Raw genomic sequence first — 24,428 nt, 5'->3', positions numbered from 1 at the left:
CCTACCCCGCCCGGCAAACTACCTCGACGGTTGCGTAAGGCAAGGACGATTCGGGAAGCCCGGCGGTGTCGAGTTCAAGATGACAGGGCCGATTATCAGGCAGCATCACTTGCAGTCGAACTTCGTCCGGCGCATCAGCCAGGTACACCAAGCCGGCGTCCACCACGCTGGTCAGGTACTCGCCCTGGTTGCCATGAACCGATGCGCCTTTGGGCACCCAGTCGCCCTCGGCCGTACGCACATGCAGCATCAACCGGCGCACGGAACCCACGCTGAAGTCCAGTCGTGGTACTGCGCCACGTCCGGCTTCGACTTCTTGATAGCCGTTGAGCACGTCCAAGTGACGCGGCAGGCTGACGGTGTCGATTTCGATACGACTGGTTTGGTAGGCCGGCAGGCTCGCAGCCACCGCCCGCCCGCCGCCATCGGTCCAGACCGGGCCTTGGGGCGTGCTGACCTTGACCCCGGCAGCATCGCCGACTTTGAGCAGGCCGAAGGTGTCACGCAACGGATAGGGTGACGGCGTCAGCCCTTCTTCATGGATTGCCAGGCCGCCGCGTAGCGAGAGGTCGTAACTTTTGGCGCCAACGCCACTGCGCGAATAACCTAGGTCAACGCTGGTGTAACGGGGCAAGGCATTGAGGCGCCCGTTGAAATCCGTCTGACCACTGTCAGAACGGTCTGCACCGAGGCTGTAGCCCAGGGTATCGCTGATCTGTTCTGTATAACGGGCGCCGGTGCGCAGTCCGCTTCGCTCATCGTGGCGCCCGTAGGTATTGAGGCTTCGGTTGCGCCCAAGGGGCAGACTGAGGCTGGCATAGAGGCCCGTGCCACGGGCGTCGTCACCGCTGTCGCGCTGCACACTCAACGACAGGTTTGCACCACTGAACGCCCGAGACCACGAGGTGCTGACGCGCAAACGATCCTGCCCGCCTCCCACGGTATACCGCGTCAACGATCCGGAAAACGCTCCCCATAGCGGGTTGGAATGGCTCAACGACGCACCCCACTGGCGCTCAGAGCGACTATCGAAGTCATCGGCAACAGACGCCAGTCCGGTGTCGGCCAGATGTCGAAACCCTTGACTGCGCTGACTAGCCGCCAGGCTGGCGGACAACCCGGCACCCAGTGCCGTGCTGAACGTGGCGTGCAGTTCTCGGCCCTGACCGCTTTGTGGCGTACGCGAACTCAGCTGCTGGAAACTCACCACCGACCTTCGCGTCAGCGCCTGCTGCACACCCCAACCCAAGGATTGGTATTGACCAGCGCCCATCAACCCGCCACTTAACTGAGTCGCAGGCCCCCACTGCCAGTCCTTGCTCACGGCAAAGAAAGACGGCGCATCGCGCTCTTCCCCGTCAAACCGTCGGACCTTGCCTGCCGCGATCCCATAGCCCGGCAACGTCCCGACGCTGACGGGGCGTACGTTGGCCGCCGGTACGCGGAAGTCGCGCTGTTCGCCGCTCTCTTCGAAGACGCTGACCTCAAGGTCAAGTCGATTGCTGAGCAACGGCAAGTCGCGCAGGGTGAACGGCCCGCTGGGGACGAGGGTGGTGTAGATCACCACGCCACTCTGGCGCACCTCGACCCGCGCCGGCGAATAGGCCAGCCCTTGCACCGCCGTCCCGGCCCCCAGGCCTTCGCCATTGCGAAACGCGAGGGCCGTTTCCGGGAGGATCTGGAGGCCGGTAAACGCTTCTCCGGCAAACAGCGACGAACGCATGTTGAGCTGGCCCAGTTGCACGTTGGCCTGAAAACGCTCCCAGGTACGCGAGGCCTGGGTGTAAAGCGTTTCAAAACGCTCTACGCCCTGAAACGAGGTGTAGTTTTGCCGACTGCGCACCACCCAATCGCCGGCGTTGAAGCCCAACTCGGTGCCAAGACTGCGAAACTGGCTGGATTGCCGGGAGGCAGAACTGGTGAGCACCAGCGCGTCATAGTTGAGCAACCCGGCCATACCACCCGAGGCCCAGGTTCGCGGGTGCGGCGCTGACGGGAGCAGCAGGTCGGTTGGCACCAACAGCTGCACTTGTTGTTTGCCCGGGGCCAGCTGTACCTGCACCCCCGCCAGACCATCAATGGCCCGTAAACACTGCGCACTGTCAGCGCTTGAGGGCAGATCCGATGGCGCGGCAATCCCGGCCTGATCAAGCAGATTTGAATCGAAGCATAATTGCCCGTCCGCATCGAAGGTCGCCACGACGTGTCCCGAAGGTGCGCCATTGACCTGCAGCGCCACTCGATTGCGCCCTGCCGAAAAGCGTGGCGCGCGACCAAAGTACTCCGCGACTTTCGGATCAATGCCACGTGCCTTGAGCACTGACTGGTCGAACTCGGTAGGTGCCTCACCCCAGGCGTTGTCCATCACCAACATGACAAGGGCAAAGCCACCGGCCAGACTCCAACCGCTGCCATGACTCACTACTGCAAACTCAGCGGCGCATCGTAGTTGCCGACGGCAAACCCATAGGTTGTCGCGGGAAATAGCCGTACATGGGTGGCCAGGATCGACGGCGCGCTGAGGCTCAGCACCTCTCCTGGCAGGATATAGGTGCGCCCCAGGTCCAGCGTCGCGCCACCGGGAATCAGGTTCACTGACCTGGCCAGCCGTACCACATAGGGACTGGGATTGCTGACCCGCACTCGATTGCCGGCGCCCGTCCAGACCAACCGTTTCCAGGGCATGCGCTCTACCGGGAGATTGGCCGGACGCAGGATGACCGGGATGTTCTGCCGGATCCCCAGGCTGACGTGTGCATCACTCGCATTCTGCCGAGGCTTGATGCCTTCCAGCACCACACGCTTGAGCCGTTCGGTTTCCAGGGGTTTGGCGCTACGCAGGATAAACCGAACTTGCTGGCTCTGACCCGGTTCGACGCGCGCCACTGGCGGGTTCAGCAACAACAGAGGCTCATTGTCCTCGGCGATATGCTCGATGGAGCTGTACAGCAACGCCGGTTGGTCGTCGGAGTTCCTGACGTTCAGGGTTGCCTCGCCCAACGCCTGGTCGATTACCACCACTGGCGTCTCGGGGGTCATTCCGGCGGCATGCATGCTCGGATTCGTGAACGACAGGCACAAAACGGCGCCGGCGCCGAGCACCTTGAAGGATTTAAAGGGGTACATGAAAGTCTCCAGAAGGCATCGACCGATGCTGTTAAACACAGCGCCAGCCGATACCCGGTGATGCAATGACGCCTGTCGATGACGGTTTTTCAGGCAAGCCGCCACCCAGGTTCGCGCCAGGCAAACCCCGTCAATCAGGCAGGTTCAGAGCACAGTGACGCAGTGGCTGCGTCGGCTCAGAGGTAATACACCTCAAAGGTGACCGAACCATCGAGCAGGAACTCGTCGGTGGTCGGTGGCAGCTCGGAGGTGGCGCGAATGGCCGCTGCCACTTTCATCGGGAAGGTGTGCAGACGGGCTGCAGCCGGGCCTGCCGTCGCACTCGGCCCCCAAGAGTAAGAGGTCGGCGCATTGGACATCAATCCACTGACCGGAACACGCCACACCGGGTTGGCCGGCGAACGCACCAGGAAAGTCTGCGGATTGCCGTCGGTCAAAGGCTGTCCAGTCAACAGTCCGAAACCACCGATACCGACACCCTGAGTACTGCCCAAGCCGTAGTAAAGAGCGTCGCTGGTCCGGCCATTGAACGTCAGACCCGCAACCTTGGTGGCGCCACGGTTATCGGTGACGGCGATTTCCACCGCAGCCGGCGCATCGCAAGCAATTTTCAGGGTGATATCCCGTGACGGCAGATTGTTTTGCGCGGTAGGGCTCAAGGTGGCGGAAAAGATTCGACCCAGATCGACATTGTTACCGCCGGCAAAGGCCGGAATGCACGATGTCGGGATGACCGTGCCGGAGACCGTCAGATCAACGCTGGCTGCCTGCACCGCCATAGGCGCCAGTGCAGCGGCCAAAACGCTTACCCAATAAAACTTCTTCATAATCAATTACCTGTGAGATAGCTGGAAACATGGGCGCACGGGCCGCGCAAGGAAAAAACCGCTGCCTGCTACCGCATCCGATGCCCAGTCATCATTCCGGGTTTTGTAGGACGTTTATGTAGGAAACAAAGGGAAATCAATGCGGTTTTATCTACAGGCGTTGTAGTTTCTGAGGGCTCACGGAGAACCGTCCGACAACCAGAGACTTCACGTCTTGCAAAAGCGATGAATCACAATGACGTGCCATACTTCGACCTTTGCAATCACCTGAGACGATCCGCTTTGAGAGTCAGTCCAGCCCTGCCCTTCGCTCTTTTACTCGCCTTGCTGCTCAATGGCTGTGCGAGCCTCGACGTCTCCCGTGAGCCCAGCCAGGCATTGCCGGCGGCCAGTTCGGCATTCGGTCGCTCAATCCAGGCTCAGGCCGCGCCCCATGAGGGGCAATCCGGCTTTCGCCTGCTGCCCAATAGCACCGAGGCCTTCACCGCCCGCGCCGAGCTGATCCGTAACGCCCAAAGCAGCCTGGATTTGCAGTACTACATCGTTCACGACGGCATCAGCACACGGATGCTGGTGGGCGAACTGCTAAAGGCTGCCGATCGCGGGGTGCGTGTGCGCATCCTGCTCGACGACACCACCAGCGATGGTCTGGATTGGATTATTGCCACTCTGGCGGCGCATCCGCAGATCCAGATCCGTGTGTTCAACCCATTGCATCTGGGCCGCAGCACCGGCGTGACACGAACGGTAGGACGGTTGCTCAACCTCTCGCAGCAGCACCGACGCATGCACAACAAGCTCTGGTTGGCGGACAACAGCGTGGCTATCGTCGGAGGGCGCAATCTGGGGGACGAATATTTCGATGCCGAACCCAATCTGAATTTCACTGACATCGACATGCTCAGCGTCGGCCCGGTCGCCGAGCAGCTGGGGCACAGCTTCGACCAATACTGGAACAGTGCGCTGAGCAAGCCGATCGACGAGTTCCTCTCGAGCAAACCGACGGCCAAGGACCTGGAAAACACCCGGACCCGACTGGAGGAATCGCTTGAGGAAACGCGCAAACAGAATCACGCGCTCTACCAGCAGTTGATGACCTACACCACCCACCCGCGCCTGGACATCTGGCGTCGGGAGTTGATCTGGGCCTGGAACCAGGCGCTGTGGGACGCGCCGAGCAAGGTATTGGCCGACGGCGAGCCAGACCCGCAGTTGCTGCTGACCACGCAGCTGGCGCCCGAGCTCAATGGCGTCAGCAAAGAGCTGATCATGATTTCGGCCTACTTCGTACCCGGCCAGCCGGGGCTGGTGTACCTGACCGGGCGCGCCGATGCCGGGGTGTCGGTGAAATTGCTGACCAACTCACTGGAAGCCACTGACGTGCCGGCGGTGCATGGCGGTTACGCGCCGTATCGCAAGGCACTGCTGGAGCATGGCGTGAAGTTGTTCGAATTGCGTCGCCAGCCTGGCGAAGGCGGCGGCAGCGGGCCCCATCTGTTCTCCAGCAAGTCCTACCGCGGCTCCGAATCAAGTCTGCATAGCAAGGCGATGATCTTCGACCAGCAGAAGTCTTTCATCGGCTCGTTCAATTTCGACCCGCGCTCGGTGCTGTGGAATACCGAAGTCGGGGTGCTGGTAGACAGCCCGGAACTCGCCGCGCGCGTTCGCGAATTAGCGATGCAGGGCATGGCGCCACCCCTGAGTTATCAGGCCAAGCTTGAGAATGACCAGATTGTCTGGGTCACTGAAGATGACGGCAAACTGCACACCCTGACCAAGGAACCCGCAAGCTGGTGGCGGCGCTTCAATGCGTGGATGAGCACCACCGTCGGCCTGGAGCGGATGCTCTAGGCCGGTTCGGTCACCGCGCCAAACGCGCCTTGGCGCGACAGCAGAATGACCAACCCCAGCGCGCCTGCCGCCATCAACAGCGGCAACGCATGCCCGCTGATCCACTGACTGCCAGCACCGGCCGCCAACGGTCCGATCAGACAACCGATACCCCACAGCTGCGCGATATGCGCATTGGCGCGCACCAGTGCATCGTCGCGATAGCGTTCGCCGATCAGGATCAGTGACAAGGTGAACAAACCGCCGGCACTGGCACCGAACAACACCCACAACGGCCAAATCAGCAACGTGTCGATCAACAATGGGATGGCCAGGCTCGAAATCAGCAGGACCACCGCACACCCGCTGAACAACGTACGTCGTGACAAGCGATCAGCCAGCGCGCCAATCGGCAATTGCAGCAACGCATCACCCACCACTACCGTGCTGACCATCGCCAAAGCGATTTCCGTCGTGAAGCCCTGACGCAGGCAATAGACCGGCAACAAGGTCAGGATCATCGCTTCGAACGCCGCGAACAGCGACACCGCCCAGGCAATCGCCGGCAAGCCACGGCAGAACCCCAGCAAGTCGCCGAGGGTCACGCTGCAGGCTTCGCTGGTCGGGGCGCCGCTGCGACCCAACAACACGAACGGTGCCGCCGTCAGCAAACCGACGCCGACCCAGAATCCATAATCGTGTTCGGTGCCCACAACGCCCAGCAGCAACGGCCCGGCCAACTGACTCAGTGCATAACTGCTGCCATACAGCGCCACCAATCGCCCGCGCCATTGCTCGACCACCAGTTGGTTGATCCAGCTTTCACCGAGGATGAAGACCAGCGTCAGGATCACCCCGATCATCAGCCGCAATACCAGCCAAATCGGATAGCTCGGCAACAGCGCCAGCAAACCGATGGACAACGCCCCGGCCCACAGGCACAGACGCATCAGGTTGGCTGTGCCCAGACGTGCGGCCAGATGGCTGGAGATCTTGGCCCCCAGCAACACGCCAATGGCGGGCATCGCCGCCATAACGCCGATGGCGAAGGAGCCGTAACCCCAGCTTTCCAGGCGAAACGACACCAGCGGCATGCTGACGCCCAGGGCCAGGCCGACACTCAAGACAGACGCCAACACGGCGAAATAAGTCGCCCAACGCATTTCCCACGCTCCTGTGGATATTGTTTTTCAGTTGCAGAGACAACACAGCCGGACCTTCCTTGCGGAAAGCCCGGCTGCGAGATGGATCTACAGTGGGAGCAAACGTGCTCCCACAGGTTTTACAACTTGATCCAGGTCGCCTTCAGCTCGGTGTACTTGTCGAACGCGTGCAACGACTTGTCGCGACCGTTGCCGGACTGCTTGAAGCCACCGAACGGGGCAGTCATGTCGCCGCCGTCGTACTGGTTGACCCACACGCTACCGGCGCGCAGTGCCTTGGCGGTCAGGTGAGCCTTGGAAATATCCTTGGTCCACACCGCGGCGGCCAAACCGTAAGGGGTGTCGTTGGCGATCTGGATGGCTTCTTCGGCGGTATCGAAAGCAATCACCGACAGCACTGGGCCGAAGATTTCTTCCTGAGCGATTTTCATCGCATTGCTGACGCCGTCGAAAATGGTCGGCTCAACATAGGTGCCACCGGTTTCCTGAAGAATGCGCTTGCCGCCCGCCACCAGTTTGGCGCCGTCGGTGTGGCCGGACTCGATATAGGACAGCACGGTGTTCATTTGCTGGGCATCCACCAGCGCGCCGACGTTGGTCGCCGGGTCCAGCGGGTTCCCTGGTTTCCAGGTTTTGAGGGCTTCGATCACCAGCGGCAGGAATGTATCCTTGATCGACCGCTCCACCAGCAGACGCGAGCCGGCGGTGCAGACTTCGCCCTGGTTGAAGGCGATGGCGCCGGCAGCCGATTCAGCGGCAGCTTGCAGGTCCGGAGCATCGGCGAACACGATGTTCGGGCTCTTGCCGCCGGCTTCGAGCCAGACGCGTTTCATGTTCGATTCGCCAGAGTAAATCAGCAATTGCTTGGCGATCTTGGTCGAACCGGTGAACACCAGGGTATCCACGTCGTTGTGCAGGGCCAGGGCCTTGCCAACGGTGTGACCGTAACCTGGCAGGACGTTCAGCACGCCTTTCGGGATACCGGCTTCAACGGCCAGCGCAGCAATGCGAATAGCCGTCAGCGGGGATTTTTCGGACGGTTTGAGGATCACCGAGTTACCGGTGGACAGCGCCGGGCCGAGTTTCCAGCAGGCCATCATCAGCGGGAAGTTCCACGGCACGATGGCGCCGACAACGCCGACCGGCTCGCGAGTGACCAGACCCAACTGATCGTGCGGGGTCGCGGCGACTTCGTCGTAGATCTTGTCGATGGCTTCACCGCTCCAGCTCAGGGCTTGAGCCGCGCCGGGAACGTCGATGTACAGGGAATCGCTGATCGGCTTGCCCATGTCCAGGGTTTCAAGCAAGGCCAGCTCTTCGGCGTGCTGTTTCAGCAGGCCCGCGAAACGAATCATGGTGGCTTTGCGTTTGGTCGGCGCCAGGCGCGACCAGACGCCGGAATTGAAGGTGGCGCGGGCATTTTCAACAGCGCGCTGGGCATCGGCGGCGTCACAGCTGGCAATCTTGCCCAGCAGACGGCCATCGACCGGGCTGATGCACTCGAAGGTCTCGGCGGAGACAGCATCGGTGTATTCGCCATTGATGTAGGCCCGGCCTTCGATCTTCAAATCGCGAGCCCGTTGTTCCCAATCGGCACGAGTCAGGGTGGTCATACGAGTGTCCTCCTCTTGTTGAATACGAGCGCGCCGCGTTCTTCGTGGGCGCCCTCAGGAATTCTGCCCGGCCAGCCTGCTTTTTCGGCCCAAGGCAACCGCCACCCTAAACCAGTGGCCGGGGTTGTTTCAATATATTTGACATAAGGTCGGCAAACGGCCTTGCAGTGTTCATTTTAATAAACATAGACTTTGGGCCTTCCAGCACCTTTCCAGCCACTCGCGCCGCAATCACGGGGGATTACAACAATGAGCATCCAGGACATCGTCGACTTCAACCAGGCCACCACTGAGCCTGAGCGCTATAGACCGGACCAGGCCAAGATCCTGAAAGGTGACCCCGAACAAGTGGTTTACAACCACTACAACAGCCCCTGCGGCCAATTGAACGCAGGGGTTTGGGAAGGCGCTGTTGGCCAGTGGCATGTGAACTTCACCGAGCATGAATACTGCGAAATCATTCAGGGCGTTTCAGTGCTGCGCGACAACGAAGGCAATGGCAAGACCCTTCGTGCGGGTGATCGCTTCGTGATCCCGGCCGGGTTCCGCGGCACCTGGGAAGTGCTGGAGCCGTGCCGCAAAATCTATGTGGCGTTTGAACAGAAGGCTTGAGGACTTGTGTTAGCTGGGCCGGCCTCTTCGCGGGCAAGCCTCGCTCCTACAGAACGGACGCGATTCACCGTAGGAGCGAGCGGTGCGACGATTCGACTTGCCCGCGAAGGCGTACTGACAGGCAACGCATAACCCACAGGCAACAAAAAAGGCCCGTATCTCGCGATACGGGCCTTTTTCGTAAGAGGGAAAAATCAATTACTTGATTTTGCCTTCTTTGTAGATCACGTGCTTGCGAACAACCGGATCAAATTTCTTGATCTCGATTTTGTCCGGAGTAGTGCGCTTGTTCTTGTCGGTAGTGTAGAAGTGACCAGTACCGGCGCTCGAGATCAAACGAATCAATTCACGCATGATTATCTCCCTTAGATCTTGCCAGCTTTGCGGATTTCGGCCAGCACGACAGTGATGCCACGCTTGTCGATGATACGCATGCCTTTGGCAGATACGCGCAGACGCACGAAACGTTTCTCTTCTTCAACCCAGAAGCGGTGATGCTGCAGGTTCGGCAGGAAACGACGACGGGTTTTGTTGTTTGCGTGGGAAATGTTATTCCCAGTCACCGGACCCTTACCGGTAACTTGACATACTCTCGACATGCCTCAGCCCTCTAAAACCACATGCCCAACCCGGCATGGGTTGGCCGCTTAATCTCTCAGTCATTTGGCGCCAGGCGCCGCGTTTCTTTAGAGGTCTTACCGGCTACACCTACAAGTGAAGGAACCGGGCCCCTAGAAAAGAGCGCTGCTTTATACCAGAAAGACTAGAGAGCAACAACATTCCGTGTGCGTTGAGTTGATAAAAACCCCACTTTTCTGGCTCCGAGCGCCTTGGATAAAGGCTGTCGTCGATAGAGACCGCTCGTCGCAGAGAATCGGCCAACACGCCAATCCAGGATTTTTCTCAGCCCGCACTCACGGAAAACAGTCGCCTATAGTCCCCTTAAAATGAAAAAGGGGATAGTCATTTGCAAAAGAGCCCACTAGGGTAAGCCTTTTCCAGACTGCACTTGCAGATGGGCTTCGATCTGTAAAGGAATCCGACCATGCGCCTCGCGGCCCTACCGCTGTTGCTCGCCCCTCTTCTGCTGAGCCCATTGGCCCATGCCGCCGCGCTGAGCGTCTGCACCGAGGCAAGCCCGGAAGGGTTCGACGTGGTGCAATATAACTCACTGACCACCACCAACGCCTCGGCTGACGTGCTGATGAACCGTCTGGTGGACTTCGATACCGCCAGCGGCAAAGTGGTCGCCAGCCTCGCGGACAGCTGGGAAGTCACGCCAGACGGTCTGACCTACGTCTTCAAATTGCATCCGCAGGTGAAGTTTCACCGCACCGAGTACTTCAGCCCGACACGCGAACTGACCGCCGAAGACGTGAAGTTCAGCTTCGACCGCATGCTCGACCCGGCAAACCCATGGCACAAAGTCGCCCAGAGCGGCTTCCCGCACGCCCAGTCGATGCAGTTGCCGGCGTTGATCAAGAAGATCGACGCACTGGACCCGTTGACCGTGCGCTTCACCCTCGATCACCCGGACTCGACCTTCCTCGCGACACTGAGCATGGGCTTCGCCTCGATTTACTCCGCCGAGTACGCCGACAAATTGATGAAGGCCGGCACCCCGGAGAAACTCAATAGCCAACCGATCGGCAGCGGTCCGTTCATCTTCACGCGCTTCCAGAAAGATGCCTCGATCCGCTACAAGGCCAACCCGGACTACTTCCGCGGCAAGCCTTCGGTGGATCCGCTGATCTTCGCCATCACCCCGGACGCCAACGTGCGGTTGCAGAAATTGCGCCGCAACGAATGCCAGATCACCCTGTCGCCCAAGCCTCTGGACGTACAGGCAGCACTGAAAGAACCGACGCTGAAAGTCGAAAAGACCGACGCCTTCATGACCGCGTTCGTCGGCATCAACAGCCAACATCCGCCGCTGGACAAGCCTGAAGTGCGCCAGGCGATCAACCTCGCGTTCGACAAGGCCAACTACGTCAAAGCCGTGTTCGAAGACACCGCCGAGCCCGCCAATGGCCCGTACCCGCCCAACACCTGGAGCTACGCCAAAGGCCTGCCGGGCTACCCGCATGACGTCGAAAAGGCCAAGGCACTGATGGCCAAGGCCGGGCTGAAGGATGGTTTCCAAACCACCATCTGGACCCGACCTTCCGGCAGCCTGCTCAACCCGAACCCGAGCCTCGGCGCGCAACTGCTTCAATCCGATCTTGCAGAAATCGGTATTCAGGCCGAGATTCGGGTAATCGAATGGGGCGAACTGATTCGCCGCGCCAAGGCCGGTGAACATGACCTGCTGTTCATGGGCTGGGCCGGCGACAACGGTGACCCGGACAACTTCCTCACACCGCAGTTTTCCTGCGCCGCGGTCAAGTCCGGCACCAACTTCGCCCGCTACTGCAACCAGGACCTGGACAAGCTGATCAGCGCCGGCAAAACCACCGGCGAGCAAGGTGTGCGCACCAAGCTCTACGAACAGGCTCAGGCGCAGATCCAGCAGCAGGCACTGTGGCTGCCGCTGGCCCACCCAACCGCCTTCGCACTGACGCGCAAAGATGTGCAGGGTTACGCGGTAAGCCCGTTTGGTCGTCAGGATTACTCGAAGGTCAACCTGAAATAGGTCTGGACTACATCCACCCGTACTCGGCCATGGACAGCGGATCGCCGTCACCGATGATGAAATGGTCGAGTACCCGCACATCGATCAGGTCCAGCGCCTCTTGCAGGCGCTTGGTCAGCGTGCGGTCGGCTTGACTGGGGTTGGTGTTGCCCGACGGATGGTTGTGGCAGAGGATCAACGCTGCAGCATTGTGGGCAAGTGCACGCTTGACCACCTGTCTTGGATGGACACTCGTGCTGTCGATAGAGCCGCGAAACAACGCTTCAAAGGCCAGCACTTGATGCTTGGAATCCAAAAACAGACACCCGAACACCTCGTGAGGCTCGTGGCGCAGCATCGACTTCAGGTAATCACGAACTGCCTGCGGATTTTCCAGTGCCGACTTTTGGCGCGCACGTTCGGCTAAATGCCGTCTGCCCATTTCCTGTACCGCTTGCAACTGAGCGAATTTCGCTGGTCCGAGCCCCAATTGCCTGCTGAATGCTTCCTGATCGGCCTCGAGCAATGCGCGCAGGCTGCCAAACTGATTCAACAGGTGTCGCGCCAGATCTACCGCGCTTTTACCCGACACGCCGGTTCGTAAAAAAATCGCCAGCAGTTCGGCGTCCGAAAGACTCCCAGAGCCCAACTCAAGTAACCTCTCCCGCGGGCGCTCGGCCGCCGGCCAATCACGAATACTCATAGCACCTCCCTGTGTGTGGGCGCCGCTGTTCCGTAGCGGTCGCTGTGATATCGTAGCCCATCTTTTTTGCTGGCGATTTCATCCCTGGGGAGGGGGTATCGCCATGCAGCCACCATCGAATTGAAAGGCAGACCTATGCAGCGGCTGTATCGGAAACGCATCGTTCTGGGCGTCGGTGGCGGTATTGCTGCCTACAAGAGCGCCGACCTGGTTCGCCGACTGATCGACCAGGGCGCCGAAGTGCGCGTAGTCATGACCCGTGGCGGCAGCGAGTTCATCACCCCGCTGACCATGCAGGCCTTGTCCGGGCACCCGGTCCACCTCGACCTGCTGGACCCGGCGGCCGAAGCCGCGATGGGCCACATCGAGCTGGCCAAATGGGCCGACCTGGTGCTGATCGCCCCCGCCACTGCGGACCTGATCGCCCGTCTGGCCCAAGGCATTGCCAATGACCTGCTGACCACCCTGGTGCTGGCCACCGACGCCGTGGTCGCCGTTGCCCCGGCGATGAACCAGGCCATGTGGCGCGATCCAGCGACCCAGGCCAACCTGCAACTGCTCGAAAGCCGCCACTTGAAAGTCTTCGGCCCGGCCTCCGGCAGCCAGGCCTGTGGCGACGTCGGCATGGGCCGCATGCTCGAAGCCACCGACCTTGCCCAATGCGCCGCGGACTGCTTCCAACGCCAGGCGCTGACCGGCAAACACGTGCTGATTACCGCCGGCCCGACCCAGGAAAACATCGACCCGGTGCGCTACATCACCAACCACAGCTCCGGAAAAATGGGCTTTGCCCTGGCCGAAGCTGCGGTGGAAGCCGGTGCCCGCGTAACGCTGATCACCGGCCCCGTACACCTGTCGACCCCAGATCGCGTCACGCGCATCGACGTGGTCAGCGCTCGCGACATGCTCGCCGCCTGTGAAGCCGCGATCCCTTGCGATCTGTTCATCGCTTCTGCGGCAGTCGCGGACTACCGCCCGGAAGTCGTCGCCCCACAGAAACTCAAGAAAGACCCTACGAACGGCGACGGCTTGTTGCTACAGATGGTGCGCAACCCAGACATTCTGGCCTCCATCGCCACGCGCCCTGACCGTCCGTTCAGTGTCGGTTTCGCCGCTGAAACCGAACACCTGCTCGATTACGCTGCCCGCAAGTTGAAAGACAAGAACCTCGATTTGATCGTCGCCAACGACGTCGCCAACCCGAGCATTGGCTTCAACAGTGAAGAAAACGCCTGCAGCGTGATCGACCGCCAGCTACACGCCACACTTTTCGCCCAGACCAGCAAGAGCAAGATTGCCCGCCAGCTGATCACTTTTATCGCCGAACGTCTGAACCAGGTTTAATTTACATGCACGCTTTGCAAGCCAAGATCCTCGACCCCCGCATCGGTACCGACTTCCCGCTGCCGCAGTACGCCACACCAGGCTCCGCCGGCCTCGACCTGCGCGCCATGCTGGAAAAAGACACCGTCATCAAGCCGGGCGAAACCCTGCTGATTCCTACCGGCCTGTCGGTGTACATCGGCGACCCGGGCCTGGCGGCGCTGATTCTGCCGCGCTCCGGCCTGGGCCATAAGCACGGAATCGTGCTGGGCAACCTCGTCGGCCTGATCGACTCCGATTACCAGGGTCCGCTGATGGTGTCGTGCTGGAACCGTGGCCAGACCGATTTCAACATGGTGGTGGGCGAGCGTTTGGCCCAGCTGGTTTTGGTGCCGGTCGTTCAAGCGCACTTCGAGATGGTCAAAGAGTTCGTTGAAACCGAGCGCGGCGCTGGTGGTTTCGGGCATTCCGGCAGCCATTGATCGGAAAGCTGGCGACCTTGTGGCGAGGGAGCTTGCTCCCGCTGGGTTGCGTAGCAGCCCCGATTTTGTGAGTGCTGCGCAAGCTCCCTCGCCACAATTTGCACTAGGCTCATCTGGAAGGTTTACCGCCCAATATCAAGGCATTGGCCAGCCAATCACTTGCTAATGTTGGGGGCATGGCCTTTGCACACCACGAACTCTCAGTGGAAAACGCCGTCATACCCTTCAGTTTGAGCCTGTCGACGAGTTCTTCGCAGCAGGCCCAGCCACCCTTCGAGATGGAGCATTTCCAGTAATGAGCAGCCCAGCCCAAGTCGCACCCAAGTTCCCCGACAGCATCTTCCGCGCCTACGACATTCGTGGCACCGTCCCGGAATTTTTGAACGCTGAAACCGCTTATTGGTTAGGCCGCGCCATCGGCTCCCAGAGCCTGGCCCAGGATGAACCTAACGTTTCCGTTGGCCGTGACGGTCGTCTGTCCGGCCCGGAACTGGTGGAGCAACTGATCAAAGGCCTGGCCGATGCCGGTTGCCACGTCAGCGACGTCGGCCTGGTGCCAACGCCTGCGCTGTACTACGCCGCCAACGTGCTGGAAGGCAAATCCGGCGTCATGCTCACCGGCAGCCACAACCCGTCGAACTACAATGGTTTCAAGATCGTCATCGCTGGCGACACCCTGGCCAACGAACAGATCCAGGCCCTGCACGAACGCCTCAAGACCAACAACCTGAGCAGCGGCAAGGGCAGCATCACCCAGGTCGAGATCCTCGACCGCTACAACACCGAAATCGTCCAGGACATCAAACTGGCCCGCCGCCTGAAGGTTGTGGTCGATTGCGGTAACGGCGCGGCCGGCGTGATTGCTCCGCAACTGATCGAAGCCCTGAACTGCGAAGTCATCCCGCTGTTCTGCGACGTCGACGGCAACTTCCCGAACCATCATCCGGATCCGGGCAAGCCTGAAAACCTCGTGGACCTGATCGCCAAGGTCAAGGAAACCAACGCTGACCTCGGCCTGGCCTTCGACGGCGATGGCGACCGCGTCGGCGTGGTGACCAACACCGGCAGCATCGTCTTCCCGGACCGCCTGCTGATGTTGTTCGCCCGTGACGTACTGGCGCGCAACGCTGACGCGGAGATCATCTTCGACGTCAAATGCACCCGTCGCCTGACGCCGCTGATCAAGGAATACGGCGGCCGTCCGCTAATGTGGAAGACCGGTCACTCGTTGATCAAAAAGAAAATGAAACAAACCGGCGCCCTGTTGGCCGGCGAAATGAGCGGGCACATCTTCTTCAAGGAGCGCTGGTTCGGTTTCGACGACGGCATTTACAGCGCCGCGCGTCTGCTGGAGATCCTCAGCAAAGAAAAATCCACTGCGGAAGAGCTGTTTGCGACCTTCCCTAACGATATTTCTACGCCGGAAATCAATATCCATGTGACCGAAGAGAGCAAATTTAGCATCATTGATGCACTGCACGACGCGAAATGGGGCGAAGGCGCCAACCTGACCACCATTGACGGCGTGCGAGTCGACTACGCCAAAGGCTGGGGCCTGGTGCGCGCCTCCAACACCACACCGGTGCTGGTGCTGCGCTTCGAGGCCGATGACGAGGCTGAATTGCAGCGCATCAAGGATGTTTTCAAAGTCCAGTTGAAGCGTGTTGCACCTGATCTCCAATTACCGTTTTGATCCTCTGAAGCACCCGGAGCCCTGAATGACCCTCGAACGCGAAGCCGCCGCCAACACCGCCAAGGTCCTGTCCGAAGCGCTGCCTTACATTCGCCGCTATGTCGGCAAGACGCTGGTGATCAAATACGGCGGCAACGCGATGGAAAGCGAGGAGCTGAAAACCGGCTTCGCCCGCGACATCGTGCTGATGAAAGCTGTCGGCATTAACCCGGTGGTGGTTCACGGCGGCGGCCCGCAAATCGGCGACCTGCTCAAGCGTCTGTCGATCGAGAGCCACTTCATCGATGGCATGCGCGTGACTGACGCGCAAACCATGGACGTGGTGGAAATGGTCCTCGGCGGCCAGGTGAACAAGGACATCGTCAACCTGATCAACCGTCACGGCGGCAGCGCCATCGGCCTGACCGGTAAAGACGCCGAGCTGATTCGTGCGAAGAAGCTCACCGTGACCCGCCAGACGCCGGAGATGACCCAACCGGAAATTATCGACATCGGCCAGGTGGGCGAAGTGGTCGGGATCAACACCGACCTGCTGAACTTGCTGGTCAAAGGCGATTTCATTCCGGTGATCGCGCCAATCGGCGTTGGCGCCAACGGTGAGTCGTACAACATCAACGCCGACCTGGTGGCCGGTAAAGTCGCCGAAGCGCTGAAAGCTGAAAAGCTGATGCTGCTGACCAACATAGCCGGCCTGATGGACAAGTCGGGCACGGTCCTGACCGGTCTGACCACCCAACAGGTCGACGACTTGATCGCCGACGGCACGATCTACGGCGGCATGCTGCCGAAGATCCGTTGTGCGCTGGAAGCGGTTCAGGGCGGTGTGGGCAGTTCGTTGATCATTGATGGTCGGGTGCCGAATGCGATTCTGCTGGAGATTTTCACCGATACCGGTGTGGGTACTTTGATCAGTAATCGCAAGCGTCACTGATTCCAGAACGTCAAAAGATCGCAACCTTCGGCAGCACCCACGGATGTACGAATATTCCGTAGGAGCTGACGAAGTCTGCGATCTTTTTTATGCGCGAAGGAAATGCCTTACCTAACTCAGCGAAACGTCCGACATCGCGTAGAAAACAATCCGCCTAGGATCTTCCCTGTATCCACAGGAGATCTTCCCTATGCAGAAAAAACACGTTCCCTACGGCAGTGACGTTTCTGCAGGCAGCTATGCCTGCGCAGATTGCGGCCACACATATTCCAACCAGTCGAAGACGTCGCTTCCACCCTGCCCGAACTACGAGCCGAGCACTCACTCGCTCAATGGCTGGAACATTCTGTCGGGACGCGGCGATGCTGTTCGCGACCCTTATCCGACCAAGTAGTGGCGACATTGGAGCCTGAATAGGGCTCCAAAACAAAAAAGGCCCTGTTTTCACAGGGCCTTTTTGTTAGACGCCGAACTGAGCCCGATAGGCTTCAACCGCTGGCAAATGCTGCTTGAGCTGCGGATCGTCCGCCAGGAATTCCAGCACCTGGTTCAACGAAACAATGCTGATCACCGGAATGCCGAAGTCACGCTCCACTTCCTGGATCGCCGACAACTCGCCGTTGCCACGCTCCTGACGGTTCAGGGCGATGAGCACGCCTGCAGCCTTGGCGCCGTCTTGGGACGCGATGATCTGCATCACCTCACGGATTGCAGTGCCTGCGGTGATAACGTCGTCGATAATCAGCACGTCGCCGGTCAACGGTGCGCCGACCAGACTGCCGCCTTCGCCGTGGGCCTTGGCTTCCTTGCGGTTAAAGCACCATGGCAGATCACGACCATGATGTTCGGCCAGAGCTACTGCAGTGGTCGCCGCCAAAGGGATACCTTTGTAGGCTGGACCGAAGAGGACGTCGAACGAAATGCCGCTCTCGACGATGGCTGCCGCGTAGAAACGACCCAGCTGCGCAAGCGCCGATCCCGAGTTGAACAGGCCGGCATTAAAGAAGTAAGGACTGGTGCGCCCGGACTTCAGGGTGAACTCGCCGAAGCGCAAAACGCCGCGATCGATGGCAAAACGAATGAAATCGCGCTGATACGCTTGCATGAAAAAAACCCCAAATACCACGGATTTAGCTAATTAGGTTGACGCCGTGTATCATACACGCACGCGATTTTTGGGGCCATTTATGCGGATCATCAGTGTGAACGTCAATGGTATTCAGGCTGCAGTGGAGCGAGGTTTGCTCAGTTGGCTGCAAGCACAGAATGCCGACGTCATCTGCCTGCAGGACACCCGCGCCTCCGCCTTTGAACTGGACGATCCAGCCTTCCAACTGGATGGCTACTTCCTTTATGCCTGCGAAGCCGAAGTTCCCGCCCAAGGTGGCGTGGCTTTGTATTCGCGGCTGCAACCGAAGGCAGTCATCAGCGGTCTCGGGTTCGAGACAGCCGACCGCTACGGGCGCTACCTGCAAGCCGATTTCGACAAGGTCAGCATCGCGACCTTGCTGCTCCCTTCGGGGCAGAATGGCGATGAAGACTTGAACCAGAAGTTCAAGCTAATGGACGATTTCGCCCGTTATCTGGATAAACAGCGACGCAAACGTCGCGAGTACATTTACTGTGGCTCGCTGTACGTGGCGCAACAGAAGCTGGATATCAAAAACTGGCGTGACAGCCAGCAATCCCCGGGCTTCCTGGCACCTGAGCGTGCCTGGATGGACGAGATTGTCGGCAACATGGGCTATGTCGATGCCCTGCGCGAAGTCAGCCGTGAAGGTGACCAGTACAGCTGGTGGCCGGATAACGAACAGGCTGAAATGCTCAACCTCGGTTGGCGTTTCGACTATCAGTTGCTGACGCCGGGTCTGCGCCGCTTCGTACGTAGCGCGCGTTTGCCTCGCCAGCCACGGTTCTCGCAGCACGCGCCGCTGATCGTGGACTACGACTGGACGCTGACTATCTAAGCGTCTTTTCGCAGACACAAAAAAGCCGACATCAGTGTCGGCTTTTTTGTGCGCAACGATTTATTTGATCAACCGCCACGTGAACGGATACCGGTAAGGCAGCCCTTCATTGGCCTTCACGCCACCGATGATGGTCAGCACCAGCGCGCCGATCGCCAACAGGCCGAACAGGAAGAACCCGACGATCACCACCATCAGCAGCAAGCAGATGGCGGAGGCAATGGCGACGGTGATCTGAAAGTTCAGCGCCTCCTTGCCTTGTGCATCGATGAACGGGTCCATCTCGCGCTTCATCTGCCAGAGAATCAGCGGGCCGATCAACGTACCGAACGGAATCCAGACCCCCAGCAAGGCGGACAGGTGACAAAACATCGCCCATTGCCGAACCTCTTTGCTCGGGATGGGAAGCAGCTCTTGCTCGTCACTCATGGCGTCCTCCTTGCGTGGAGCGGTCCGATCAGTCGGCCAATGCGGCCTTTTGCAGTTCGAAGATTTCGGTCATGCCTTTCTTCGCCAGTTCAAGCATAGCGTTCAGTTCTTCAGGCTGGAACGGCGCGCCTTCGGCGGTGCCCTGAACTTCGATGAAACCGCCCGTGCTGGTCATCACCACGTTCAGGTCAGTCTCGGCAGCCGAGTCTTCCAGGTAGTCGAGGTCGAGCACCGGCTCGCCCTGGTACATGCCCACCGAAACGGCAGCGATCATTTGCTTGAGCGGGTCGCCGCCTTTCAGGCCGCCGCGCTTCTTGATCACTTTCAAGGCATCGACCAGTGCAACCATGGCGCCGGTGATGGACGCGGTGCGGGTGCCGCCGTCAGCCTGGATCACGTCGCAGTCGACGTACAAGGTGACGTCGCCCAGCTTGGACATGTCCAGCGAAGCACGCAGGGAACGGCCGATCAGACGCTGGATTTCCAGGGTGCGGCCGCCTTGCTTGCCGCGGCTCGCTTCACGCTGGTTACGCTCGCCAGTGGCGCGCGGCAGCATGCCGTATTCGGCGGTCAACCAGCCTTGGCCTTGACCTTTGAGGAACCGCGGCACGCCGTTTTCGACGCTGACGGTGCAGATGACTTTGGTATCACCGAACTCGACCAGTACAGATCCCTCGGCGTGTTTGGTGTAGTTGCGGGTAATGCGGATCGAGCGGAGCTGATCGGCAGCGCGACCACTTGGACGTTTCATAGGGAATACCTGTACGGGGGACGGAAAACTGCGGAGCATTATAGAGCCGCAGGGCCACGAGTGGGCACTTCTAAAAAATCCCCCGACGACTGAAGGCCCTGAATAGCACTTTACCGACGGCCTGCAGCCCTTTGTCACACCGTGTGTTTGGGCGCATTCGCCCCACTGCGCTACAATCCTGCGCCTTTGCTGCCTCTCGGCTTAAATTCATATAGATCAGGCCTGCGAAACCTTTGGTAACGCATGAACCTGCATTGCGAGGTACCTCCATGGTGCACAGCATGACCGCCTTCGCCCGCGTCGAAAAAGCCGGCGCCCAAGGCACCCTTAGCTGGGAATTGCGTTCGGTCAACAGCCGCTACCTGGAGCCGCACTTGCGTCTGCCGGAGTCCTTTCGCGACCTCGAAGGCGCGGTCCGCGAAGCCCTGCGACAGGGAATCTCACGGGGCAAGCTCGAATGCACCTTGCGCTTCACCGAAGAAAATACCGACAAACCACTGCAAGTGGACCGCGAGCGCGCCGCACAACTGGTCGCTGCCGCCGAGACCATCGCCGGCCTGATCAAGAATCCGGCCGCGCTGAACCCGCTGGAAGTCCTGGCCTGGCCCGGCGTGCTGGTGGGCGATGCGACCGACCCGCAAGCCTTGAATGCCGAAGCACTGGCGCTGTTCAACGAAGGTCTGAAAGAACTCAAGGCCGGCCGCGAGCGCGAAGGCGCGGAGCTGGCACGGTTGATCAATGATCGCCTGACCTCTATTGAAGAAGACGTGGTGACCCTGCGTGAACTGGTCCCGCAGATGCTCGCCACCCAGCGCCAGAAAGTGCTCGACCGCTTTGCCGACATGAAGGCCGAGATGGACCCGCAGCGACTGGAGCAGGAAATGGTCATGCTCGCGCAAAAGAGTGACGTCGCCGAAGAACTGGATCGCCTGAGCACTCACATCATCGAAGTTCGCCGGGTGCTCAAATCCGGTGGCGCTGCCGGTCGGCGCCTGGACTTCCTGATGCAGGAGCTCAACCGCGAAGCAAACACATTGGGCTCCAAAGCCTTCGACCCGCGCAGCACCCAGGCGGCGGTCAACCTCAAGGTGTTGATCGAGCAGATGCGCGAACAAGTGCAGAATATTGAGTAAGGCAAACCCGACATGACCCACAGCACCGGCACCCTGTACATCATTTCCGCCCCTTCGGGCGCGGGCAAGAGCAGCCTGGTCAAGGCCCTGACCGACGCTAATCAAGAGATCCGCGTCTCCGTTTCCCACACCACCCGCGCCATGCGCCCCGGTGAAGTGAACGGTGTGAACTACAACTTCGTATCGCGCGAAGAGTTCGTGAAGATGATCGAACACGGGGATTTTCTCGAGCGCGCCGAAGTGTTCGGCAATCTCTACGGCACTTCGCAAAGCCACCTGCAGCAGACCCTGGACGAAGGCCACGACCTGATTCTGGAAATCGACTGGCAGGGTGCAGAGCAAGTGCGCAAGTTGATGCCCCAGGCCCGTTCAATCTTCATTCTGCCACCGTCCCTGCAGGCCTTGCACCAGCGCCTGACCAATCGCGGCCAGGACAGCGACGAGATCATCGAAGGCCGGATGCGCGAAGCGGTCAGCGAGATGAGTCACTACGTCGATTACGACTACCTGATCATCAACGATGATTTCGCCCACGCACTGAAGGATTTGCAGGCGATTTTCCGCGCCAATCAGCTGCATCAGAAGCGTCAGCAACAGCGTAACGGAAAACTTTTGGCTGAATTGCTCGGCTAATCAGCGCTTCCCAAAACCGCTGGAAGGGCTTTACATTGGCACTTGCAGCGCGTCGAAGGGCTTGGTCAAAAAATCAGCGCTTCCCTAAACGCTGGTGATTTTTTAAACTGTTGAGTCCGCTCGCCCAACCGGGCAGCGCGCATATTGCATTCGCTCCGAGGAATACCATGGCCCGCGTAACCGTTGAAGATTGCCTAAACCACGTGGAAAACCGCTTTGAGCTGGTCATGCTGTCTACCAAGCGTGCCCGTCAACTGGCCACCGGCGGCAAAGAGCCACTGGTCCAGTGGGAAAACGACAAGCCTACGGTTGTAGCCTTGCGTGAAATCGCTGAAGGCCTGATGAGCTACGAGTTCATCGCCAATGCTGAAATCGTCGAAGACGAACCGCTGTTCGCAGCGTTCGAAGACGAGTCCAACGAGGCCGTCTAAGCCATGCCTGGTCGACGTAGCACGGCGCGGGGTCACAGCGAACGGCAGGATTTATCATGCCGAGCATAGACGCCCTCGCCGATCGCTTATCGACCTACCTCGGCAAGGACCAGGTCAACCTGGTCCGCCGAGCGTACTTTTACGCCGAACAAGCCCACGATGGCCAACGCCGCCGTAGCGGCGAGGCGTACGTCACGCACCCACTCGCGGTTGCGAATATTCTTGCCGACATGCACATGGACCATCAGAGCCTGATGGCTGCGATGCTGCATGACGTGATCGAAGACACCGGTATTGCCAAGGAAGCGCTGCAAGCTCAGTTCGGCGAAACCGTGGCCGAACTGGTCGACGGGGTCAGCAAACTGACCCAGATGAACTTCGAGACCAAAGCCGAAGCCCAGGCCGAAAACTTCCAGAAAATGGCCATGGCCATGGCCCGCGACATTCGCGTGATCCTGGTTAAGCTGGCTGACCGCTTGCACAACATGCGGACGCTGGAAGTCCTGTCCGGCGAAAAACGCCGACGGATTGCCAAGGAAACCCTGGAAATCTATGCACCTATTGCAAACCGGCTGGGCATGCACGCCATCCGCATAGAATTCGAAGACCTCGGCTTCAAAGCGATGCACCCGATGCGTTCCGCACGGATCAACCAGGCGGTCAAACGCGCCCGGGGCAACCGCAAGGAAATCGTCAACAAGATCGAAGAATCCCTCGGTCACTGCCTGGCCATCGATGGCATTCAGGGCGAGGTCAGCGGTCGTCAGAAACACCTCTACGGCATCTACAAGAAAATGCGCGGCAAGCGTCGAGCCTTTAACGAGATCATGGACGTCTATGCGTTTCGGATCATCGTCGACAAGGTCGATACCTGCTACCGCGTGCTGGGTGCTGTGCATAACTTATATAAACCACTGCCGGGGCGCTTCAAGGATTACATCGCGATCCCCAAGGCGAACGGCTACCAGTCGCTGCACACCACATTGTTCGGCATGCACGGTGTTCCGATCGAGATCCAGATCCGCACCCGTGAAATGGAAGAGATGGCCAACAACGGCATCGCCGCCCATTGGCTGTACAAATCCAGCGGCGACGAGCAGCCAAAAGGCACTCACGCCCGCGCTCGTCAGTGGGTCAAAGGCGTGCTGGAAATGCAGCAACGGGCCGGCAACTCGCTGGAATTCATCGAGAGCGTGAAGATTGACCTGTTCCCGGACGAGGTCTATGTGTTCACGCCCAAAGGCCGGATCATGGAGCTGCCTAAAGGCTCCACGGCGGTCGACTTCGCTTACGCGGTGCACACCGACGTGGGCAACAGCTGCATTGCCTGTCGGATCAATCGTCGTCTCGCCCCGCTGTCCGAACCGTTGCAAAGCGGCTCCACGGTCGAGATCGTCAGCGCCCCCGGCGCGCGGCCGAACCCGGCGTGGCTCAACTTCGTGGTCACCGGCAAGGCGCGGACCCACATCCGCCATGCATTGAAACTGCAACGCCGCTCCGAATCCATCAGCCTCGGCGAACGCCTGCTGAACAAAGTGCTGAATGGCTTCGACAGCTCGCTGGAGAAAGTCGCGGCCGAGCGCGTCAAAGCGATGCTCACCGAGTACCGTCTCGAACTGATCGAAGACTTGCTCGAAGACATCGGCCTGGGCAATCGCATGGCTTACGTGGTGGCTCGCCGCCTGCTTGGCGAAGGCGAGCAACTGCCCAGCGCGGAAGGCCCGCTGGCGATTCGTGGCACCGAAGGCCTGGTGCTCAGTTACGCCAAGTGCTGCACACCGATCCCGGGCGACCCGATTGTCGGCCACCTGTCCGCGGGCAAAGGCATGGTCGTGCACCTGGACAACTGCCGCAACATCAGCGAAATCCGCCACAACCCGGAAAAATGCATCCAGCTCTCGTGGGCCAAGGATGTCACCGGCGAATTCAATGTCGAGCTGCGCGTCGAACTGGAACACCAGCGTGGCTTGATCGCTCTGCTGGCCAGCAGCGTCAACGCGGCCGACGGCAATATCGAAAAAATCAGCATGGACGAACGCGATGGTCGCATCAGCGTGGTCCAACTGGTGGTCAGCGTGCACGACCGCGTGCACCTGGCCCGCGTGATCAAGAAACTGCGCGCTCTGACCGGGGTGATTCGCATCACTCGCATGCGTGCGTAAGCCACTCA

23 protein-coding genes and 1 pseudogene are annotated in these 24,428 nt (G+C 59.8%); 13 read left to right on the top strand and 11 right to left on the bottom strand.

Going from position 1 to position 24,428, the window contains the following annotated elements:
• Window position 1: 1 nt before the first annotated feature.
• The 3 genes from ACYZT0_RS26365 to ACYZT0_RS26355 form a co-directional block, all read right to left on the bottom strand.
• Entirely contained in the window at window positions 2-2,422 is a 2,421-nt protein-coding gene (locus ACYZT0_RS26365) for a fimbria/pilus outer membrane usher protein (protein ID WP_462043657.1), read from the bottom strand.
• Window positions 2,422-3,126 carry a fimbria/pilus chaperone family protein gene (locus tag ACYZT0_RS26360; protein ID WP_462043656.1) on the bottom strand — a complete coding sequence of 235 codons (705 nt, stop codon included), beginning with the start codon at window positions 3,124-3,126 and terminating at the stop codon, window positions 2,422-2,424. Before ACYZT0_RS26360 ends, ACYZT0_RS26365 begins: the two co-directional genes overlap by 1 nt.
• A 176-nt stretch (window positions 3,127-3,302) precedes the next feature.
• Window positions 3,303-3,953 carry a DUF1120 domain-containing protein gene (locus ACYZT0_RS26355; RefSeq protein WP_462043655.1) on the bottom strand — a complete coding sequence of 217 codons (651 nt, stop codon included), beginning with the start codon at window positions 3,951-3,953 and terminating at the stop codon, window positions 3,303-3,305.
• A 282-nt stretch (window positions 3,954-4,235) separates the two neighbouring features.
• On the opposite strand from ACYZT0_RS26355, the gene ACYZT0_RS26350 reads away from it, so the two are divergent.
• Complete coding sequence (locus tag ACYZT0_RS26350) at window positions 4,236-5,804, top strand: phospholipase D family protein (protein WP_462043654.1); 1,569 nt, start codon at window positions 4,236-4,238, stop codon at window positions 5,802-5,804.
• Here ACYZT0_RS26350 and ACYZT0_RS26345 read toward each other — a convergent pair.
• The gene (locus tag ACYZT0_RS26345; protein ID WP_462043653.1) at window positions 5,801-6,946 is read right to left on the bottom strand and encodes an MFS transporter; all 1,146 of its coding nucleotides are present in this window, start codon (window positions 6,944-6,946) and stop codon (window positions 5,801-5,803) included. The genes ACYZT0_RS26350 and ACYZT0_RS26345 overlap by 4 nt on opposite strands.
• A gap of 119 nt (window positions 6,947-7,065) precedes the next feature.
• Window positions 7,066-8,559 (bottom strand): aldehyde dehydrogenase, encoded by a 1,494-nt coding sequence (locus ACYZT0_RS26340; RefSeq protein ID WP_462043652.1) that lies wholly within the window; start codon window positions 8,557-8,559, stop codon window positions 7,066-7,068.
• Between the two features lie 249 nt (window positions 8,560-8,808).
• Between ACYZT0_RS26340 and ACYZT0_RS26335 the strand changes: the two genes are divergently transcribed.
• A complete protein-coding gene (locus ACYZT0_RS26335) occupies window positions 8,809-9,171 on the top strand; it encodes a cupin domain-containing protein (RefSeq protein WP_462043651.1) in 363 nt (120 codons plus the stop codon).
• 198 nt (window positions 9,172-9,369) lie between these two features.
• Here ACYZT0_RS26335 and rpmG read toward each other — a convergent pair whose 3' ends face one another.
• Both rpmG and rpmB read right to left on the bottom strand, forming a co-directional pair.
• Window positions 9,370-9,525, bottom strand: a complete 156-nt coding sequence (gene rpmG, locus ACYZT0_RS26330) for a 50S ribosomal protein L33 (RefSeq protein WP_007894709.1) — start codon at window positions 9,523-9,525, stop codon at window positions 9,370-9,372.
• An 11-nt stretch (window positions 9,526-9,536) separates the two neighbouring features.
• Window positions 9,537-9,770: a 50S ribosomal protein L28 gene (gene rpmB, locus ACYZT0_RS26325; protein WP_007894701.1), complete on the bottom strand. Its 234-nt coding sequence runs from the start codon at window positions 9,768-9,770 to the stop codon at window positions 9,537-9,539.
• 446 nt (window positions 9,771-10,216) lie between these two features.
• Here rpmB and ACYZT0_RS26320 point away from each other — a divergent pair, with 446 nt between their 5' ends.
• Window positions 10,217-11,803 carry an ABC transporter substrate-binding protein gene (locus tag ACYZT0_RS26320; protein WP_462043650.1) on the top strand — a complete coding sequence of 529 codons (1,587 nt, stop codon included), beginning with the start codon at window positions 10,217-10,219 and terminating at the stop codon, window positions 11,801-11,803.
• 7 nt (window positions 11,804-11,810) lie between these two features.
• Here ACYZT0_RS26320 and radC read toward each other — a convergent pair whose 3' ends face one another.
• Window positions 11,811-12,485 carry a RadC family protein gene (radC, locus tag ACYZT0_RS26315; RefSeq protein ID WP_462031254.1) on the bottom strand — a complete coding sequence of 225 codons (675 nt, stop codon included), beginning with the start codon at window positions 12,483-12,485 and terminating at the stop codon, window positions 11,811-11,813.
• A gap of 135 nt (window positions 12,486-12,620) precedes the next feature.
• On the opposite strand from radC, the gene coaBC reads away from it, so the two are divergent.
• From coaBC to ACYZT0_RS26290, 5 genes and pseudogenes are all read left to right on the top strand, one after another.
• On the top strand, window positions 12,621-13,829 hold the full coding sequence (coaBC, locus tag ACYZT0_RS26310) for a bifunctional phosphopantothenoylcysteine decarboxylase/phosphopantothenate--cysteine ligase CoaBC (RefSeq protein ID WP_462043649.1): 1,209 nt from the start codon (window positions 12,621-12,623) through the stop codon (window positions 13,827-13,829).
• A gap of 5 nt (window positions 13,830-13,834) precedes the next feature.
• Window positions 13,835-14,290 (top strand): dUTP diphosphatase, encoded by a 456-nt coding sequence (gene dut, locus ACYZT0_RS26305; RefSeq protein WP_462043648.1) that lies wholly within the window; start codon window positions 13,835-13,837, stop codon window positions 14,288-14,290.
• A 289-nt stretch (window positions 14,291-14,579) separates the two neighbouring features.
• Window positions 14,580-15,983, top strand: a pseudogene (locus ACYZT0_RS26300) (phosphomannomutase/phosphoglucomutase); the annotation flags it as partial.
• 25 nt (window positions 15,984-16,008) lie between these two features.
• Entirely contained in the window at window positions 16,009-16,914 is a 906-nt protein-coding gene (gene argB / locus ACYZT0_RS26295; protein ID WP_008007602.1) for an acetylglutamate kinase, read from the top strand.
• 190 nt (window positions 16,915-17,104) lie between these two features.
• Window positions 17,105-17,308, top strand: coding sequence for a hypothetical protein (locus ACYZT0_RS26290; protein ID WP_282376221.1), 204 nt, complete (start codon window positions 17,105-17,107; stop codon window positions 17,306-17,308).
• A gap of 66 nt (window positions 17,309-17,374) precedes the next feature.
• On the opposite strand, the gene pyrE is transcribed toward ACYZT0_RS26290, so the two are convergent.
• Entirely contained in the window at window positions 17,375-18,019 is a 645-nt protein-coding gene (gene pyrE, locus ACYZT0_RS26285; RefSeq protein WP_007894680.1) for an orotate phosphoribosyltransferase, read from the bottom strand.
• 82 nt (window positions 18,020-18,101) lie between these two features.
• Here pyrE and ACYZT0_RS26280 point away from each other — a divergent pair, with 82 nt between their 5' ends.
• The gene (locus tag ACYZT0_RS26280) at window positions 18,102-18,881 is read left to right on the top strand and encodes an exodeoxyribonuclease III (protein ID WP_007934608.1); all 780 of its coding nucleotides are present in this window, start codon (window positions 18,102-18,104) and stop codon (window positions 18,879-18,881) included.
• A gap of 60 nt (window positions 18,882-18,941) precedes the next feature.
• Here the strand turns inward: ACYZT0_RS26280 and ACYZT0_RS26275 are convergent, their stop codons facing one another.
• Window positions 18,942-19,310: a DUF4870 domain-containing protein gene (locus ACYZT0_RS26275; protein ID WP_462043647.1), complete on the bottom strand. Its 369-nt coding sequence runs from the start codon at window positions 19,308-19,310 to the stop codon at window positions 18,942-18,944.
• A 28-nt stretch (window positions 19,311-19,338) separates the two neighbouring features.
• Window positions 19,339-20,061, bottom strand: coding sequence for a ribonuclease PH (gene rph / locus ACYZT0_RS26270; RefSeq protein WP_010465211.1), 723 nt, complete (start codon window positions 20,059-20,061; stop codon window positions 19,339-19,341).
• A gap of 269 nt (window positions 20,062-20,330) precedes the next feature.
• Here rph and ACYZT0_RS26265 point away from each other — a divergent pair, with 269 nt between their 5' ends.
• The 4 genes from ACYZT0_RS26265 to spoT all read left to right on the top strand — a co-directional run bounded on the left by ACYZT0_RS26265 (window position 20,331) and on the right by spoT (window position 24,420).
• Window positions 20,331-21,194, top strand: a complete 864-nt coding sequence (locus ACYZT0_RS26265) for a YicC/YloC family endoribonuclease (RefSeq protein ID WP_008150145.1) — start codon at window positions 20,331-20,333, stop codon at window positions 21,192-21,194.
• A gap of 12 nt (window positions 21,195-21,206) precedes the next feature.
• Window positions 21,207-21,827: a guanylate kinase gene (gene gmk, locus ACYZT0_RS26260; RefSeq protein WP_282376229.1), complete on the top strand. Its 621-nt coding sequence runs from the start codon at window positions 21,207-21,209 to the stop codon at window positions 21,825-21,827.
• A 167-nt stretch (window positions 21,828-21,994) separates the two neighbouring features.
• Window positions 21,995-22,258 carry a DNA-directed RNA polymerase subunit omega gene (gene rpoZ, locus ACYZT0_RS26255; RefSeq protein WP_007894670.1) on the top strand — a complete coding sequence of 88 codons (264 nt, stop codon included), beginning with the start codon at window positions 21,995-21,997 and terminating at the stop codon, window positions 22,256-22,258.
• A gap of 56 nt (window positions 22,259-22,314) precedes the next feature.
• The gene (spoT, locus tag ACYZT0_RS26250) at window positions 22,315-24,420 is read left to right on the top strand and encodes a bifunctional GTP diphosphokinase/guanosine-3',5'-bis pyrophosphate 3'-pyrophosphohydrolase (RefSeq protein WP_462043646.1); all 2,106 of its coding nucleotides are present in this window, start codon (window positions 22,315-22,317) and stop codon (window positions 24,418-24,420) included.
• Window positions 24,421-24,428 lie beyond the last annotated feature (8 nt).

Source organism: Pseudomonas sp. ZS1P83 (assembly GCF_054897825.1).
The sequence above is the reverse complement of the archived record's forward strand: the minus strand, read 5'-3'. Positions and strand labels throughout refer to the sequence as shown.

Excerpts from the sequence above, each read along its gene's own strand:
- ACYZT0_RS26320 (WP_462043650.1), top strand. The coding sequence starts at position 10,217 with ATGCGCCTCGCGGCCCTACCGCTGTTGCTCGCCCCTCTTCTGCTGAGC.
- ACYZT0_RS26265 (WP_008150145.1), top strand. The coding sequence starts at position 20,331 with ATGGTGCACAGCATGACCGCCTTCGCCCGCGTCGAAAAAGCCGGCGCC.
- gmk (WP_282376229.1), top strand. The coding sequence starts at position 21,207 with ATGACCCACAGCACCGGCACCCTGTACATCATTTCCGCCCCTTCGGGC.
- ACYZT0_RS26355 (WP_462043655.1), bottom strand. The coding sequence starts at position 3,953 with ATGAAGAAGTTTTATTGGGTAAGCGTTTTGGCCGCTGCACTGGCGCCT.
- ACYZT0_RS26290 (WP_282376221.1), top strand. The coding sequence starts at position 17,105 with ATGCAGAAAAAACACGTTCCCTACGGCAGTGACGTTTCTGCAGGCAGC.
- dut (WP_462043648.1), top strand. The coding sequence starts at position 13,835 with ATGCACGCTTTGCAAGCCAAGATCCTCGACCCCCGCATCGGTACCGAC.
- pyrE (WP_007894680.1), bottom strand. The coding sequence starts at position 18,019 with ATGCAAGCGTATCAGCGCGATTTCATTCGTTTTGCCATCGATCGCGGC.
- rph (WP_010465211.1), bottom strand. The coding sequence starts at position 20,061 with ATGAAACGTCCAAGTGGTCGCGCTGCCGATCAGCTCCGCTCGATCCGC.
- ACYZT0_RS26360 (WP_462043656.1), bottom strand. The coding sequence starts at position 3,126 with ATGTACCCCTTTAAATCCTTCAAGGTGCTCGGCGCCGGCGCCGTTTTG.
- ACYZT0_RS26335 (WP_462043651.1), top strand. The coding sequence starts at position 8,809 with ATGAGCATCCAGGACATCGTCGACTTCAACCAGGCCACCACTGAGCCT.
- rpoZ (WP_007894670.1), top strand. The coding sequence starts at position 21,995 with ATGGCCCGCGTAACCGTTGAAGATTGCCTAAACCACGTGGAAAACCGC.
- coaBC (WP_462043649.1), top strand. The coding sequence starts at position 12,621 with ATGCAGCGGCTGTATCGGAAACGCATCGTTCTGGGCGTCGGTGGCGGT.
- rpmG (WP_007894709.1), bottom strand. The coding sequence starts at position 9,525 with ATGCGTGAATTGATTCGTTTGATCTCGAGCGCCGGTACTGGTCACTTC.
- spoT (WP_462043646.1), top strand. The coding sequence starts at position 22,315 with ATGCCGAGCATAGACGCCCTCGCCGATCGCTTATCGACCTACCTCGGC.
- ACYZT0_RS26345 (WP_462043653.1), bottom strand. The coding sequence starts at position 6,946 with ATGCGTTGGGCGACTTATTTCGCCGTGTTGGCGTCTGTCTTGAGTGTC.
- ACYZT0_RS26340 (WP_462043652.1), bottom strand. The coding sequence starts at position 8,559 with ATGACCACCCTGACTCGTGCCGATTGGGAACAACGGGCTCGCGATTTG.
- argB (WP_008007602.1), top strand. The coding sequence starts at position 16,009 with ATGACCCTCGAACGCGAAGCCGCCGCCAACACCGCCAAGGTCCTGTCC.
- ACYZT0_RS26280 (WP_007934608.1), top strand. The coding sequence starts at position 18,102 with ATGCGGATCATCAGTGTGAACGTCAATGGTATTCAGGCTGCAGTGGAG.
- radC (WP_462031254.1), bottom strand. The coding sequence starts at position 12,485 with ATGAGTATTCGTGATTGGCCGGCGGCCGAGCGCCCGCGGGAGAGGTTA.
- ACYZT0_RS26275 (WP_462043647.1), bottom strand. The coding sequence starts at position 19,310 with ATGAGTGACGAGCAAGAGCTGCTTCCCATCCCGAGCAAAGAGGTTCGG.
- rpmB (WP_007894701.1), bottom strand. The coding sequence starts at position 9,770 with ATGTCGAGAGTATGTCAAGTTACCGGTAAGGGTCCGGTGACTGGGAAT.